The sequence below is a fragment of the Rhodococcus sp. NPDC078407 genome (genome assembly GCF_044542515.1).
Classification (GTDB): Bacteria; Actinomycetota; Actinomycetes; order Mycobacteriales; family Mycobacteriaceae; genus Rhodococcoides.
This window is the reverse complement of the sequence record NZ_JBITUQ010000014.1, coordinates 57563-72764: the sequence shown is the minus strand read 5'-3', so window position 1 is coordinate 72764 and position 15202 is coordinate 57563. Positions and strand designations below refer to the sequence as shown.

Genomic DNA, 15202 nt, shown 5'->3' with positions numbered 1-15202 from the left:
TGAGCTGCGCGACGCTCGCAGCTAACCCCCGAGCACGAACTCCGCGAGACCGTGACTCACACCGTTGATCTGGAGCTCGATCGCGTGCGGGCCGGGGTAGTACCTCCGCGTCGTCAACGGCCGGAACGAATGTTGCCGCCGAACGTCGATGCTCGTCCCGGGGGCAATCGTCTTGGTCGTCAGCTTGAATGTCTTGCCCGTCATCCCGCCGTTGGCCTTCGTGTGGTGAACGACGTAGTCGATGGCGATCTTGGCGGGTTCGACGCCGACGTTGCGGATCGAAGCGGTGAATTCCAGACTGCCACCGATCTGCAGTTCCGCACGGTCGAGCACGGGGCCGGTCACGTCCAGTTCGGCCGGCGCGAACCCCAGTAACGCGAGCGCGTCCGTGTTTCCTTTCTTGATCACCGTCCGAAGGGCATGTCGCACAAGCTGATCGGTGTTCGAGTTCGGGTGTTCGAGCCACCGCGCTGCGGTGGCAACGACCAGGTTCGGCACGTCGCGGCTGAAGTCGTTCAGGTGATTGGCGACCGAGCGTCGAACGTAATCGTTGTCGTCCGTGTAGAGCGCGTCCAGAATGGGAACCGTCACCCCTGGCTGCTCGAGAATTCCGGGGACTCGGACCGACCACGGGAGATACGGACGCGTCCCTTCCGACGCGAGACGACGCACGTGTGTGTCCGACGACCGCGTCCAGTCCAGCGCGATGGCGAGAGACCGATCGAGATCGGCTCGCAGAAAAGTGCGGATGGCGAACTCAGAGGTGAGTCGGCCGGTGAGCTCGGCGAGCAAGAACATGCCGTCGTCGAATGCGTGCGAGTTCTGCTCCTCGACAGCCTTCGTTGCAATCGCGCCGGTGACGGGCCAGATCAGCCAACCCTCGAAGACAGGGTCCTCGGCGGCCCGTCGGATGGTGCGAGCGAACGTCGAATAGTCGCCGGGCAGCCCCGCCAGAAGTGCGTCACGGAGTAGATCGGCGCGGGCCCGAAGCGCGAGCGGACCCAACTGATCGATCGACGCCTCGAGCAGCGACAGATCAGCGCTCGGAGCGGCGGCGCGGATGGTCCGAAACAGTGTGTGAGCCGGCTCCGAGCCGAGGAGTTCGTCTGCGAAAGGCATGAGAGCTTCTTACCCGACGGGCCACGCGTCGGTGAATCTTCGGGCCGAGGAGAATCCGCAACCGGAATGCTGGCGGTTTGCCGACGAGTTCCGCAGATCGACACCTACTTTCGACTGTGCGCCGACAGAGGCGTCCGCAATCGAATTGGGATAACCTTCGCAAATCAACAAGCGTTGGGATTTCGGTCTGCCGACGTTCACCGGCGTACCGACCCTGGCGCACATCGGCCATAGTCCTGGGGGTCGCGTCGTGCCCGTCGTCTGGATGAAGTTGCACCGCGATCCGTGTTGCCCGTGCCGCGCCGGTGAGCGATCACTGTGAGCGGGTGGGTCTCGGTCGTGATCCTCAACGGGATCACCGCTGCGGCGTATCTCGGGATCGTGGCGTTCATCGTCCGGGGGCTGCTCCGAACGGGACAGTTCCGAACCAATCGCCTGGCGGTCGCCACCGCAGCGATCTTTCTGACCTGCGCCGCACACCACCTCCTTCACGCGGTGCATTTGTTGCCCGGGCTCGACAGCCATGCCGCACATCTGGGCAGCGAGTCCGATACGGGGATGCTCGACGCGATGCGCCAGTCGATGGGCGGAAGCGTCGACATTGCGGTGACGGCGTCGACCGCACTTGCCGGTGTCGTCTACCTGGGTATGCGTCGCCTTTACGGTCCGTTGCTCCGCTCGCCCGCGATGTTCGACGATGCGAGCGAGGCCCGCTATCGACAGTTGGCGGCAAACCTGCCGCACACGTCGGTCTTCGTCATGGACCGCGACTTGCGATTCGTTCTCGTCGAAGGTGCCGGACTGATGGCGGAAGGATACGACCCACGGCGAATGGAGGGACAGCTGCTACAAGACACCGTGCCCCCGGAGGCCTACGCCAGACTCGAGCCCCATTACAGAGCGGCCCTGGACGGTAAGGAATCGTCGTTCGACACCGAGAGTTCCCGGACGGGTGCGATCTTCGAGGTCGAAGCCAGACCGCTGCGCGATGTCGCGGGGCGCATCGTCGGCGCGCTGGTGCTCTCCGAGGACGTCACCGCCGAGCGGAAAGCGAGAGAAGAGCTCGAGCAGGCGCGGGCCTTCCGTGATGCGGTGTTGACGGCATCGCCGGACGTCACCGTCGTCACCGCCGTGGAATCCGGCCGGGTGACGTGGGCTTCTCGTAGCCTGCAGTCGTTGTCGACCGGCCCCGGCGCGACCGGCCCCGGTGCGAACGGATCGGTCGACGACGGTCGGCCGCGGTGGAGTGGATTCGGTCGATCCGACGATGCCACTGCCGGGGAGGATGGACTGGACGGCGTCGTCGCAGAGGATGTCGAGGTCGTTCGGGCAGCAGATCGAGAAGCGGCCTCACTGCCGGAAGGCGAGAGTGTCAGCGTCCGATACCGGGTACGCGGGGACGACGGCACCCTGCGGTGGTTCTCACGACGTACGACCCCCTTTCGGCACGGGCCGTCCGATGCGGCGGTGGAGGTGCTCTCGGTGGTGCGAGAGGTGACCGATGTCGTGGAGTCGGAGCGTGCGCTCGAGCAGGCAGCCCTGCAGGATCCGTTGACCGGCCTCCCCAACAGGATGATGTTGCTGGAACGAATCGGATCGGCCATCGAGCGCGGCGCGAGGACGGGGGCTGCTGCGGCGGTGCTGTTCTGTGACCTGGATGGGTTCAAACGCGTCAACGACACCGGTGGACACGCAGCCGGTGATGCGGTTCTGGTGGAGGTTGCTCGACGTTTGCGCTCGGTTCTGCGAGCGAACGACTCCATCGCCCGGGTGGGAGGTGACGAGTTCGTTCTCGTCATCGATGCGTTGCCCGCAGCGGGTGGATCCGACACGCGGGCGGGCGGGTTGGCCGAGCGCGTCGCCGAGCGCATTCGTACGGTGCTCGCTGCACCGATCGTGCACGGTGGCCGTCAGTACGTGGTGTCGGTCAGCGTGGGGATGGTGCTGGTCCGAAAGGGCACGAGCGCGCAGGAGGTGCTGCGGGATGCGGACTCCGCGATGTACCGAGCGAAACAACTCGGGAGAGACCGGATCGAAACCTTCGACGACGCGCTGCGTGCGAACGCACTCGAGCGCGCGTACGTGGAGCAGACCCTGCGAGATGCGCTCGATTCCGGTCGGCCGGGTGCCGCGAACCTGAGCGTGGCGTATCAGCCGGTCTACGACCTCGAGAGCAGACAGCTCGTGAGTTTCGAGGCACTGGCCCGCTTGCGCGACGACAACGGTGCCGAGATCACACCCGATAGATTCATTCCGGTGGCGGAGGACACGGGGCTCATCTCGGAGCTGGGTGTGCGGGTGCTCGACGACGCGCTGAGCACTCTCGTGCACTGGCGTTCGGCGAATGCATCCGCCTCGGCATCGAACCCCCGTGTCACGATGGCCGTGAACTTCAGTGCTCGGCAGGCTCAACACGTCGACCTGTCGGCAACAGTCGGTGCTGCCCTCGGTCGGCATCGGATGGAACCGGTCGACCTCGTGTTGGAACTGACCGAGTCGGTGCTTCTGGAGTCCGGTTCTTCGATGCTGCGTCAGCTGGGCGATCTACGCGCATCGGGTGTCGGCATTGCCATCGACGACTTCGGAACCGGGTTCGCGAGCTTGCGATACCTCGCCACCCTGCCGGTCAGCGCGGTGAAGATCGACCGTTCCTTCACCGCGACGATGACCAGTGATCCGACGAGCCGCAGCATCGTCGGGGCGATCATCAACCTCGCCCGCGATCTGAACCTGAGATGCGTGGTCGAAGGGATCGAAACCATCGATCAGCTCGAGGCGCTCCCCGGTTCGGTTCAGGGACAGGGCTTCCTGATGGGTCGGCCCGCCGAGGTCCCGTCGGACACGTGGAGCGGCTGATCACGCTCCGAGCGGCGGCAACCGGGAAGCTATGCGCTCTCCCGTGCGTTGAACACGAGTAATGGATGATCTTCTGGTTGCCCCCACCCGACTCTGGACGCCCTCTCGTGTCCTGGTCACCAAATCCGCGTCCGAGCTACCGCACACCGCGGAGATTCTTCGTCGGTGCGAAGCAGCCGGCGTCGCCGACATCGACATTCTTCCCGGCGATCGCCTCACCGGGTTGCGCGGTGAGACCGAGCGCCAAACCTATGCGCGAGCCAAGACGACGATGGCGGTGGTCGTTGCACCGCCCAGTGTGTTGAAGCCGCAACCGATTCCGCCGAGCGCGGACTGGCGGATCGACCTGGCCAAGGGCTGCCCGGCGCACTGCCAGTACTGCTATCTGGCGGGGTCGTTGTCCGGGCCGCCCATCACCCGGGTGTTCGCCAACATCGACGACGTATTGGCGGGTATCGGCACTCACGCAGGCCGCGGTTCCATCACCTCCGGTACCGAGGAACGCGGCCACGAGGGCACCACCTTCGAGTTGTCCTGCTACACCGATCCGTTGGGGATCGAACACGTGACGGGATCGCTCGCCGAGGCCGTGCGCAGAGTGGGTGCGGGCGTCTACGGCGACGACGTGTCGCTGCGATTCACCACCAAGTTCGACGACGTTCGCGAGTTGGTGACGCTCGATCACGGCCGAAAGGCCCGAGTTCGCTTGTCGGTCAACGCAGATGACATCGCGCATCGATTCGAAGGCGGCACGGCACGTATGCCGGCTCGGATCGAGGCATTGCGGCAACTGGCGATGGCCGGGTACCGAGTGGGGTTGACGATCGCGCCGATCATGCCCATTCCGCAGTGGCGCGAGCAGTACGGTCGGCTGCTCGCCGATGTCGCCGACGCGGTTCGTGATGTGCCCGATCTGGACCTGACTGCAGAAATCATCACCCATCGGTTCACGCCGTCGAGCAAGGACGTGCTGCTGAGCTGGTATCCGGGTACGAAACTGGAGATGGACGAGAGCACACGCACGGCCAAGCGCAACAAATTCGGCGGAGTGAAGTACGTCTACCCCAAGGACACGATGGCGGAGATGCGCAGCTGGTTCACCGACGAGCTCTCCAGCGTTCTACCCGACGCGCAGCTGCTCTACTGGACGTGAACCGTCATAGGGCATCGAATCGGTCTCGTGCTCGTTTGATGTCGCCCATGTGTGTATCTGCCCACGCCAGCAGTACGTCGACGGGAGCTCGGAGCGTTTTGCCCAAGGGCGTGATGTGATACTCCACCGCCACCGGTCGGGTGCTCAGAACCGTACGCTCGATGATCCCGTTGCGTTCGAGCTTTCGCAGAGTTGCTGTGAGTGACTTCTGAGTCACCTCGGGAATCGCGCGGCGCAAATCGTTGAATCGGCAGCGGCGCTCGCACAATTCGTTGAGTACTTGCAGCGACCATTTGTCGAGCACTTGGTCGAGCAGTTCGCGGTGCGGGGCACCGATCGTCAGTTCTGCGTTGCGCTCGGCGGTATCGGTCATGAAACCAGGTTCCCTTGAAGTGTCTTTCGTGTACCAGGTATCAATCTTATACCTGGATTTCGACGACGAAGGGAACGCTATGAGCGTCACTCGATTCACCCCGCCCGGAATGATGCAACCGACTCCGTATCACCACGTGGCGGTGGGTCAGGGTTCTCGACACATCCACGTCAGTGGTCAGATCGGCCGGCGCGAGGACGGGTCGGCTGTTGCCGAAAACGACCTCGCCGGTCAGGTTGCGCAGGCGCTGCGCAATACCGCGATCGGATTGGCCGGTGCAGGAGCAACTTTCGACGACGTGCTTCGGTTGACGTTCTACGTCACACACTGGGCTCCCGAGCTGATCGGCGAGTTCATGGACGGCGTCACCCGCGTCGCCGACGAGATCGGACTCCCGACCCCGATGCCGCCGGCGTCATTGATCGGAGTGGACTATCTCTTCGAGCCCGATGTCCTCGTCGAGGTCGAGGCAACGGCCATCCTGGACTGATCCGCGGATCGGCCGGTGACTTGTCGGCGGTGCAGAGGTCGATACTGGCAAACCCACCCGACCTCTGGAGCGACATGGCCATCCTGACCTACAACCTGCATGTTTCCCTCGACGGTTACATCGAGGACCCCGACGGCAGCCTCGACTACTCGATGCCCGACGAGGAATCGCATCGTTTCTCCAATCAGCAGACCGTGGACACGAGCGTCTTTCTGTTCGGACGGCGACTGTACGAGGCCATGGAGGACTACTGGACCGACCCGGAACGGGCGGCCGGTGACCCCGTCGAAGCCGAGTTCGCGGAACTGTACAAGGCGACTCCGCGGGTGGTCTTCTCCGACACCCTCACCTCCGTGCCCGACGGTTGCCGGCTGGTCCGCAGTGCCGACGCCGTCGCCGAAGTGGAGCGACTCAAGCGGGAGACCGAGGGCACGTTGGCTGTCGCCGGGGCAAGCCTGGCCGCGTCGTTGTTCGACCAGATCGACCAGTTCGAGCTCATCGTCGTGCCGACCATCCTGGGCGGCGGAAAACCGTACTTCCCTGTCGGCCACCGACTGAACCTGGTGTTGGAGGAGCAGAAGCACTTCCGAACGTCGGGCTGGATGTATCTGCGGTACACAGTGGTTCGGTAAGCCGGCCTCTCGTCGGTCCGGATCGCGCAGAATGAGTTCATGACATCCGGAGATCGTCGTCAGTGGTGGACCTTGCCCGCGCACCAGCTGTGGCTCGACACCGAATCGGCTCGGCTTCTCGATTTCGGTAGCTCGCTCGAGCACCCCGACGGCGGTGCCGTGTGGTTGGACAACTGCGGGAAGCCCGATCTGAGCCATCCGGCTCTGACCTACATCACCGCGCGGATGGCCCACGTGCATTTCCTCGCTTCGATACTGGGTCGACCGGGGTCACATGGACGGGCGGATCGAGTGTTCGAGGGTCTACTGACGACGTTGCGAGACAGCACGAACGGCGGTTGGTTCGAGTCGAGCGCCGACGCTTCGTCCCCCGAGGCGACGAAGACCGCGTACGCGCATGCCTTCGTGGTGCTGGCAGCAGCGGCGGCCACGGCGGCGGGACACCCGAATGGCCGCGAGCTGCTCGACAACGCCCTCGAGATCGTGGATCAGCGCTTCTGGGACGAGACCTACGGGATGTGCGCGGATACCTGGAATGTGGATTGGACCGAGCTCGACGACTATCGAGGTATCAACGGCAATATGCACATGGTCGAGGCGCTGTTGGCGGCGGCCGATGCGGGTGCGCCCGATGTCTGGCGGAGCCGCGCAGTACGGATGTGCGACAACGTGATCGGCTGGTCCCAGAAGAACGAGTATCGAATACCAGAGCATTTCACAACCGACTGGGAACCGATGCTCGAGTACAACAGCGGCGATACCGCGAACCAGTTCAAGCCGTACGGGGCAACGGTGGGGCACGGATTCGAGTGGGCGCGCCTTCTCGTGCAGGCCAGTCTCGTAGCCGACAGCCCCCGCGGCCACGACTACGTTGCCGCCGCCGCGTCCCTGTACGACCGTGCGGCGCAGGACGGATGGCAACCCGGCCCGACGCCCGGGTTCGTCTACACGACGGACTGGACCGGGCAACCGGTGGTGACCGAGCGCTTGCACTGGGTGCTGTGCGAGGCGATCGCCGCCGCCGCGACACTGGGCCGTCGGACCGGAAATGGCCGCTACAACAAGGACTATCGCGAATGGTGGGATATCGCCGCCGACTCGTTCATCGACCGTGTCGACGGCTCCTGGCATCACGAACTCGACGCCGACAACAGACCCGCGGCCACGGTGTGGAGCGGGAAGCCGGATCTCTATCACGCGGTGCAAGCAACCTGGATCAGCCGATATGCACCGAGTTCGAGCATGCTGGCGGCTCTGCGAGACGACACAGGTGCGCTGAGTGTCCACAATTCTTCGTCGACGACGGAATTCGGCCTTGCGCGACCCATTGTGGACAGTGAGCGTATCTGGTGAGGGGTACTTACTGCGCCTGGCAGTAGGGGGCGTACTAATCCCGGTGCGGAGTGCGTTCTCCTGTGCTCGGGTCGACGTCGAACAGTTCGTTCGTGTTGTCGGGGGCGTAGACGACCGCATTCGATTCGCGGGCCCGGCGGCGAGCACCGTCGCGAACGGCGAAGAATCCGCCGGCGAACAATACGATGACGGCGACTGCGGCGATGATCGCCCAACCCTCGAAGCCGCCTGCCAATGCGGCGATCAGACCGCCTGCTGCAGCGATTCCGGCAAAGATCAGGATGACGCCCAGCATGTTTTCGACTGCTCTGACCATGCTTGTCTTCTCGGTAGGCCTTTTCTCGACCATAAGGGACAATTCCTTTCCATCAGTTCGGACCGCGTATACCCGAAAAGCCGTCGTCTAAGCCCGTCGGAGCCGTCAGTGGGCGCCGTCACTGAGCCTTGCGTGCCCGATATGCGGCAACGGCTGCGCGGTTGCCGCAGGTGGTGCTGCAGAACCTCCGGGAACGGTTGCGTGAGAGATCGAGAACCAGCCCATTGCAGTCCGGATCGGCGCAGACGCCGAAGCGCGACAGCTCGTCGGCGCGGATGACGTCGATCATCGCCATTGCGGTCTCGACGACGATGCGGGTGGCCAGGGGGCTGTCGTCGGCCACGGCGTGAATGTGCCAGTCGAGGTCGCCGTGACGAACCAACCGCGGCAGGGCGGACGACTCGGCGAGTAGACGGTTCACCTCGACAACAGCCTCGTCTCGGCTGCTGGTGAGTAGTGCGCGCAGGGTCGGCCGCAGTGCTCTCACCGCCTCGAGTTCGGCGTCGTCGCCGTCGAAGCGGCCGGAGTAGCCCTGTTCGGTGAAGAACGTTGCCAGCTCCTCGCGTGTGGTCAGCGTGTCCGGTTCCTCGGCGGAATTGGCCAATGCCACTGCGGACAGCAACGACAACTCCGCGTCATGAGCAAAAAGCATGTTGACACCTTACCAAGTCGGTCTCTACTGTCACATGTCATGACGGCCAACACTCATGACACCGACGCGCAGCTCGCGTCTTCCACCGCCGCTGCGGCGCAGTCTCGACGCCTGTCCGGACTCGTCTTCGCGGTGGCGTCGGCCGCGTCGTTCGGGCTCTCCGGCTCGTTGGCCAAGGGTTTGCTCGACGCCGGCTGGACGGCCGGGGCCGCGGTGACTGCGCGGATTCTGTTGGCGGCGATCGTTCTGCTGATTCCGTCCGTCCTCGCGCTGCGCGGGCGCTGGAGCCTGCTGGCGAAGAACTGGAAGCTTCTTGTTGCGTACGGGGCCTTCGCGGTGGCCGGTTGTCAGCTCGCCTTCTTCAACGCGGTCGGCCGGATGGACGTGGGCGTCGCGCTGCTGATCGAGTTCACCTCGCCGGTGGCCGTCATCGGCTGGATGTGGTTTCGACACCAGCAGCGGCCCGGTCGGCTGACGCTGGTGGGTGCGCTGTTGGCCGCGATGGGTCTGGTGCTCGTGCTCGACCTGATCTCCGGTGCGGACGTGGACACCGTCGGCGTGTTGTGGGCACTCGGCGCGATGGCCGGTGCGGCCGTGTACTGGGTGCTGTCGGCCGACGAGAGCAACGGCTTGCCGCCGATCGTGCTTGCCGGCGGCGGTCTGCTCGCTGGTGGACTGATTCTGCTCGCTGCCGGACTGGTCGGCATCGTCCCGTTCACCGCTCCGCTGACCGATGTCACTTTCGTGAATGCCGTTGTGCCGTGGTGGGTCCCGATCATCGGCCTCGGTGTGGTGACGGCCGCGTTGGCCTACGTGCTCGGTATCGCGGCCGGCCGACGCCTCGGCTCGCGGTTGGCGTCGTTCATGGGTCTGATGGAAGTGGTTGCGGCGCTGGTGTTTGCGTGGCTGTTGCTCGGCCAGGCTCCGGGCCCGATCCAATTGGCCGGTGGCGCACTGATTCTGCTCGGTGTCGTGGTCGTCAAATCCGGTGAACGCTCTACCGCCGACGCCGTGGTGGAGCCGCTGCAGAGCAGGGAATGACCGCTGCTCAGTCGTCGACGCGTCCGAACACCACCGCGGCGAGGATGGTGTGGGCACTGGCGATCACCGAATCCAGGGGTTCGCGTTCGGGAGACAGCAGCCACTGCTGAGCAATGGTGAGAACGGCACCCACCAGGCCCATCGCCAATGTTCGACGGTTCGGCCCGGCGAGGCCTCGGCTCGACCCGACTGTCTCGGCCACCTGTAGCACCGTCGCCGAGAACGAGGTGGTGGTCTTGCGGTACAGCGCGTCGACGGTGGGGGACACTCCGAGGATCTCGACGAAGGCGATGCGGGCCGATTTCGGTTGTTCGGCGACGAACGTGAAGAAGCCGGTCAGGGCTCCCCTGAGCACCTGTTCGCTGGAAGCGTTTTCGGCGGCGGCTCCGGCCAGGATGCTCTCGCGCATCGCGTCGGTGGCCCGGGCGTAGGTAGCCATCAGGAGTTCTTCGCTGTTGGTGAAGGACTCGTAGAAGTAGCGCTTGGTCAGCCCTGCCTCGGCGCACACCTTTTCGACGGTCGCCGTTCGGTAACCGCTGGTGCCGAACACCTCGACGGCGGCGTCGAGCAGTCGAGTTCGACGCTCCTGCTGCCGCTGCTGCGGGGGAGCGCCGCGGTAGGTGCGGCCTACTTCACTGTGATGGGTAGTCACAGACAGATCTTGACACCGCTCGGTATCAGATGCAAAGTGTTCCCAAGAATGCATCTCGAGCGAGGGGGAAACATGGCGTCATCGACGCTGCGGAACAAGGTCGTTCTGATCACCGGTGCGGCCCGAGGGATCGGTGCCGAGACCGCCCGTGCGCTGGCGGGTAAGGGAGCCAAGTTGGTACTGGTCGACGTCGACGAGGCCCCGCTCCGCGAGGTCGCAGCGCAGCTGAAGGCCGAGGCGTACGTCGCCGACGTGCGGAATCTCGACGATATGCAGCGCGCGGTCGATGGCGGTATCGCGGCCTACGGAGGCATCGATCTGGTTCTCGCCAACGCCGGGATCGCCAGCTACGGGTCGATTATGCAGGTCGATCCGGCGACGTTCCAACGCGTCATGGACATCAACGTCATGGGCGTGTTCAACACCGTTCGCGCGGCCTTGCCGTCGTTGATCGAACGCAACGGCTACATCCTGGTGGTCTCCTCGCTGGCTGCATTCACCCCGTGCCCCGGCTTGGCCGCGTACAACGCGAGCAAGGCCGCGGCCGAGCATTTCGCCAATGCTCTTCGGCTGGAAGTGAACTACCGAGGAGTCGACGTCGGCTCGGCCCACATGGCGTGGATCGACACCCCGATGGTGCAGGACGCGAAGTCCGATCTCACGGCGTTCCAGGATTTGCTCGCGGTACTGCCCGGCCCCCTCGGCAAGACGATGACCGTCGAGCAGTGCGTCGACGCGTTCGTCGACGGCCTGGCCAAGCGCAAGCGTCGCGTCTACGTGCCGCGGTGGGTGGGTGCCGCGTCCTGGTTCAAGGCCGTCATCACCTCGCGGGTCGGCGATCGCAGCATGCTCGAACACGTGCCGACGATCCTGCCCAAGATGGACGAAGAAGTAGCGCGCCTCGGCAGGTCCGAGAGCGCACGCAACAAGACCAGCTGACCCCCCACCGAAGGAATCGTTGCCATGACTGCCGTACTGACCACCCCCGAGGTCGATGTCCTCATCATCGGTGCCGGCCTGTCCGGGATCGGGGCCGCGCGTCACCTGGGGCACGATCTGCCCGGGAAGACGTACACCATCCTGGAAAGCCGCGGGGCGATCGGCGGTACGTGGGATCTGTTCCGCTACCCCGGTATTCGCTCCGACTCCGACATGTACACCCTCGGCTACAGCTTCAAGCCGTGGATGGGCGAGAAATCCATCGCCGACGGTTCCGATATCCGTAACTACATCGTCGAAACCGCGCGAGAAGCCGGTGTGGACAAGCACATTCGGTACCACCACAAGGTGATTGCGCTTGAGTGGTCGTCCGAGCAGCAGTTCTGGACAGTGACCGCGCTGCGTAGCGACACCGACGAAACAGTGACCATCACCGCGTCGTTCGTGTTCTCGTGCAGTGGTTACTACGACTACGACAAGGGCTTCAGCCCGGAGTTCGTCGGCCAGGAGAATTTCGGTGGGCAGGTGATCCACCCCCAGCACTGGCCCGAGGATCTGAACTACGCGGGCAAGAAGGTTGTCGTCATCGGCAGCGGTGCCACGGCAATCACGTTGGCACCCAATCTCGCTCGTGAGGCCGAGCACGTCACGCTGCTGCAGCGCTCGCCGAGTTACATTCTGTCTCTGCCTTCGAAGGATCCGATCGCGCAGACGCTGCGCAAGCGGCTGCCGAAGAAGTGGGCGTACAGCGTGACTCGGCTCAAGAACGTGTCGATGGCGATGCTGATCTTCACGTTGAGCCAGAAGTACCCGGAATTCATGAAGAAGCGAATCCGGAAGCTGCAGGAGGGATGGCTGCCGAAGGGGTACGACCTCGACACGCACTTCACCCCGTCGTACAACCCGTGGGATCAGCGCCTGTGCCTGGTGCCGGACAACGATCTGTTCCGCTCGATCCGCAAGGACGAGGTTTCGATCGTCACCGATCACATCGACAGCTTCACCGAGACGGGCCTGAAGTTGAAGTCCGGTCAGCACCTCGACGCCGATATCGTCGTCACTGCAACGGGATTGAATCTCAGTGCGTTGGGCGGTGCCACCTTCCGTATCGACGGCAAGGACGTGGATCTGCCCAGCACCATGGCGTACAAGGGCATGATGCTCACCGGTATCCCCAACTTCGCGTTCGTCGTCGGGTACACCAACGCCTCGTGGACGCTCAAGGCCGACATGGTTTCGAACTATGTCATGCGGCTCCTCGCGCACATGGACGAGAACGGGTACAGCACCGTCGAGCTCGAGCGTGATCCGTCCGTGGACGAGGAGCCGTTCCTCGACTTCGCAGCCGGGTACGTGCTGCGAGCAGTGGACAACTTCCCGAGGCAGGGTAGCGAGACTCCGTGGAAGCTGCGGATGAACTACTTCCGTGACCTGCCCGTTCTGCGGTACGGGAAGCTCGTGGACAAGGCGATGAAGTTCGGCCGGCCCCGCGCGAAGGTCTCGGTGGGTTCCTGACGGGAATAGATCGAGTCGGGGATCGTTTGTTCCGGACATGAAAATTGGCATCATCGGAAGTGGATTCATCGGCGGAACCCTCGTGCGGCGGTTGACGGCGCTCGGCCACGAGGTTCGGTTCTCGAACTCGCGCGACCCGGAGACCCTGGCGGAGCTGGCTACGGAAACCGGTGCGGCGGCGGTGTGGGCCGCAGACGCGGCGGAGGATGCCGACCTGGTGATTCTGAGTATCCCGCAGAAGAACGTGCCCGACCTCGCAGCCGGTATCACCAGCGCACGCAAGCCCGGTGCGCCGATCATCGAGACCAACAACTACTACCCGCAGCAGCGCGATGGGCTGATCGAGGACATCGAAGGCGGGACACCCGAAAGCGTGTGGGTCTCCCAGCAGCTGGGTGAACCGGTTGTGAAGGCGTTCAACGGAATTTGGTACAAGCACCTGCTCGAGAAGGGTATGCCTGCGGGAACCGAGGGGCGCATCGCGCTGCCGATCGCCGGGGACGACGCAGAGTCGAAGAAGTCGGTGTTCGCGGTGATCGACGAACTCGGCTTCGACCCGGTCGACGCGGGGACCCTCGCGGATTCCTGGCGTCAGCAGCCCGGAACTCCGTTGTACGGCAAAGATTTCGGTATCGACGACACCGTCAAGGCATTGGCCGAGGCATCCCCGGAACGCAGTGCGGAATGGAAAGCCTGAGCGGTTCAGCCGAACTGCTGCGTTCACTGACGCGATCCTCGCGGGCTACCTCACGCGACCCTCGCGGAGCGTGCGCTCCGCGAGGTCGCGTAGCGGCCCGGTCAGAGCAGAATCGCCTACTCGGCACGACTGCTCGCCCACCGACACGCTCCACGTGAAGGTGTCGCGGGCCTGCGCCGCGGCCGGCTCCGGTGGGGGCGGCTCAGCGAGGTACGGGCGCGCAGCTTCGACCAGCGATTGCCATTCCGGCTCGTCGGTCTCGACCACTCCGCGTTTGGACATACCGGCGATCCCGCCGGTTCGCAGTACCTCGATGCGCAGGCTCATGCCCCTCGATCACACCCGATCGTCGCTCGGCTCCCGTGTTGTCTGAACTCCCACGGTAGACCAACCCGTGGCCACGGCCTCTGCAACGTCCGAGCCCGCCCCGAATCGCTTGTTCGCCGCAGCGACGGTCGCGGCGGAAAATCCGGCGAAATCGACCGTGGGCGAGAGCCCGCCGACGGTCATGGTGTCGAACCAGACCTGCCCGATGCGATCCCAGGCCGGGCCGCCCAGTGTGGTCGCCGCGACGGCGAATGCGCGATTGGGGATGCCCGAGTTGATGTGCACCCCGCCCTCGTCCTCGGTGGTCACGACGAAATCGTCCATGCTCGCCGGCTGCGGATCCTTGCCGAGTACATCGTCGTCGTACGCGGTGCCAGGCTCGAGCAAGGAGCGCAGCGCCTTGCCCTGGACTGCGGGAAGAAACAGACCTTCACCGATCAACCAGGACGCGTCCTCGGCGTTCTGCTTCGCCGTGTACTGCTCCACCAGAGCGCCGAACACGTCGGAGATCGACTCGTTCAGTGCGCCGGCCTGGTCCTTGTATTCGAGCGGGGTGGTGTACTGCGTGAAGCCGTGCGCCAGTTCGTGTGCGATGACGCCCAGCGAGACGGTGAAGCGCGCGAACACCTCGCCGTCACCGTCGCCGAACACCATGCGCGAGCCGTCCCAGAACGCATTGTCGTAGTCCTGGCCGTAGTGCACCGTCGCATCGAGGGGCAGTCCGCTGCCGTCGAGGCTCGAGTAGCCGTACACCTCGTCGAAGAAGGTGTACGTGGCACCGAGTCCGTCGTACGCCTCGTCCGTGGCGGCATCGCCGGTGGCAGCCTCGCCCTCGGCGCGAACACGCAGGCCCGGAAGGTCGCGGGTCGATTTGGCGTCGGAGATGGTGCGTTCGAGTGTTCCACCGGTCCGCGGAGCGATGGCGGTGCGGGCTTGGACGATTTCTCGGCCCGCCCGCATCTCGCGGTCGGCGAGCAGCGTCGCTCGGGCACCGGCGCCCTGGAGACGCTCGAGTAGAAACGGTGGAACTACGGCATGAAATGTCATACGCGGTGACCCCCTAGGTCCGTGGCAATGCGTGATTCCA

Annotated in this window: 16 protein-coding genes; 9 read left to right on the top strand and 7 right to left on the bottom strand. The window is 64.5% G+C overall.

The features are described from left to right. Window positions 1-21: 21 nt before the first annotated feature. Window positions 22-1119, bottom strand: a complete 1098-nt coding sequence (locus ACIGGF_RS15650) for a DNA alkylation repair protein (protein WP_397522176.1) — start codon at window positions 1117-1119, stop codon at window positions 22-24. A gap of 318 nt (window positions 1120-1437) precedes the next feature. Here ACIGGF_RS15650 and ACIGGF_RS15645 point away from each other — a divergent pair, with 318 nt between their 5' ends. Both ACIGGF_RS15645 and ACIGGF_RS15640 read left to right on the top strand, forming a co-directional pair. After that, on the top strand, window positions 1438-3975 hold the full coding sequence (locus tag ACIGGF_RS15645) for a putative bifunctional diguanylate cyclase/phosphodiesterase (RefSeq protein ID WP_397522175.1): 2538 nt from the start codon (window positions 1438-1440) through the stop codon (window positions 3973-3975). Window positions 3976-4036: 61 nt separating this feature from the next. Next, window positions 4037-5128 (top strand): spore photoproduct lyase family protein, encoded by a 1092-nt coding sequence (locus tag ACIGGF_RS15640; protein ID WP_397522174.1) that lies wholly within the window; start codon window positions 4037-4039, stop codon window positions 5126-5128. A gap of 4 nt (window positions 5129-5132) precedes the next feature. Here ACIGGF_RS15640 and ACIGGF_RS15635 read toward each other — a convergent pair whose 3' ends face one another. Next, window positions 5133-5501, bottom strand: a complete 369-nt coding sequence (locus ACIGGF_RS15635) for a winged helix-turn-helix transcriptional regulator (RefSeq protein WP_397522173.1) — start codon at window positions 5499-5501, stop codon at window positions 5133-5135. A 79-nt stretch (window positions 5502-5580) separates the two neighbouring features. Between ACIGGF_RS15635 and ACIGGF_RS15630 the strand changes: the two genes are divergently transcribed. The 3 genes from ACIGGF_RS15630 to ACIGGF_RS15620 all read left to right on the top strand — a co-directional run bounded on the left by ACIGGF_RS15630 (window position 5581) and on the right by ACIGGF_RS15620 (window position 7976). Then, entirely contained in the window at window positions 5581-5991 is a 411-nt protein-coding gene (locus tag ACIGGF_RS15630; protein WP_397522172.1) for a RidA family protein, read from the top strand. A gap of 74 nt (window positions 5992-6065) precedes the next feature. Beyond that, on the top strand, window positions 6066-6623 hold the full coding sequence (locus ACIGGF_RS15625) for a dihydrofolate reductase family protein (RefSeq protein WP_397522171.1): 558 nt from the start codon (window positions 6066-6068) through the stop codon (window positions 6621-6623). Between the two features lie 39 nt (window positions 6624-6662). After that, window positions 6663-7976: an AGE family epimerase/isomerase gene (locus ACIGGF_RS15620; RefSeq protein WP_397522170.1), complete on the top strand. Its 1314-nt coding sequence runs from the start codon at window positions 6663-6665 to the stop codon at window positions 7974-7976. 34 nt (window positions 7977-8010) lie between these two features. Here ACIGGF_RS15620 and ACIGGF_RS15615 read toward each other — a convergent pair whose 3' ends face one another. Both ACIGGF_RS15615 and ACIGGF_RS15610 read right to left on the bottom strand, forming a co-directional pair. Then, entirely contained in the window at window positions 8011-8292 is a 282-nt protein-coding gene (locus ACIGGF_RS15615; protein ID WP_397522169.1) for a hypothetical protein, read from the bottom strand. A 118-nt stretch (window positions 8293-8410) separates the two neighbouring features. Next, window positions 8411-8944, bottom strand: a complete 534-nt coding sequence (locus tag ACIGGF_RS15610) for a CGNR zinc finger domain-containing protein (RefSeq protein ID WP_397522168.1) — start codon at window positions 8942-8944, stop codon at window positions 8411-8413. Window positions 8945-8983: 39 nt separating this feature from the next. Between ACIGGF_RS15610 and ACIGGF_RS15605 the strand changes: the two genes are divergently transcribed. After that, window positions 8984-9985, top strand: a complete 1002-nt coding sequence (locus ACIGGF_RS15605; protein WP_397522167.1) for an EamA family transporter — start codon at window positions 8984-8986, stop codon at window positions 9983-9985. Window positions 9986-9992: 7 nt separating this feature from the next. Here the strand turns inward: ACIGGF_RS15605 and ACIGGF_RS15600 are convergent, their stop codons facing one another. Next, window positions 9993-10637 carry a TetR/AcrR family transcriptional regulator gene (locus tag ACIGGF_RS15600; protein ID WP_397522166.1) on the bottom strand — a complete coding sequence of 215 codons (645 nt, stop codon included), beginning with the start codon at window positions 10635-10637 and terminating at the stop codon, window positions 9993-9995. Between the two features lie 72 nt (window positions 10638-10709). On the opposite strand from ACIGGF_RS15600, the gene ACIGGF_RS15595 reads away from it, so the two are divergent. From ACIGGF_RS15595 to ACIGGF_RS15585, 3 genes are read left to right on the top strand one after another with little or no spacing between them, the layout of a single operon-like run. Continuing rightward, on the top strand, window positions 10710-11576 hold the full coding sequence (locus ACIGGF_RS15595) for an SDR family oxidoreductase (RefSeq protein WP_397522165.1): 867 nt from the start codon (window positions 10710-10712) through the stop codon (window positions 11574-11576). Window positions 11577-11600: 24 nt separating this feature from the next. After that, a complete protein-coding gene (locus tag ACIGGF_RS15590) occupies window positions 11601-13091 on the top strand; it encodes a flavin-containing monooxygenase (protein ID WP_397522164.1) in 1491 nt (496 codons plus the stop codon). A gap of 37 nt (window positions 13092-13128) precedes the next feature. Continuing rightward, window positions 13129-13788 (top strand): NADPH-dependent F420 reductase, encoded by a 660-nt coding sequence (locus ACIGGF_RS15585; protein ID WP_397522163.1) that lies wholly within the window; start codon window positions 13129-13131, stop codon window positions 13786-13788. A gap of 45 nt (window positions 13789-13833) precedes the next feature. Here the strand turns inward: ACIGGF_RS15585 and ACIGGF_RS15580 are convergent, their stop codons facing one another. Both ACIGGF_RS15580 and ACIGGF_RS15575 read right to left on the bottom strand, forming a co-directional pair. Beyond that, complete coding sequence (locus ACIGGF_RS15580; RefSeq protein WP_397522162.1) at window positions 13834-14115, bottom strand: protealysin inhibitor emfourin; 282 nt, start codon at window positions 14113-14115, stop codon at window positions 13834-13836. A 9-nt stretch (window positions 14116-14124) separates the two neighbouring features. After that, the gene (locus tag ACIGGF_RS15575) at window positions 14125-15162 is read right to left on the bottom strand and encodes a M4 family metallopeptidase (RefSeq protein ID WP_397522161.1); all 1038 of its coding nucleotides are present in this window, start codon (window positions 15160-15162) and stop codon (window positions 14125-14127) included. Between the last annotated feature and the right edge of the window lie 40 nt (window positions 15163-15202).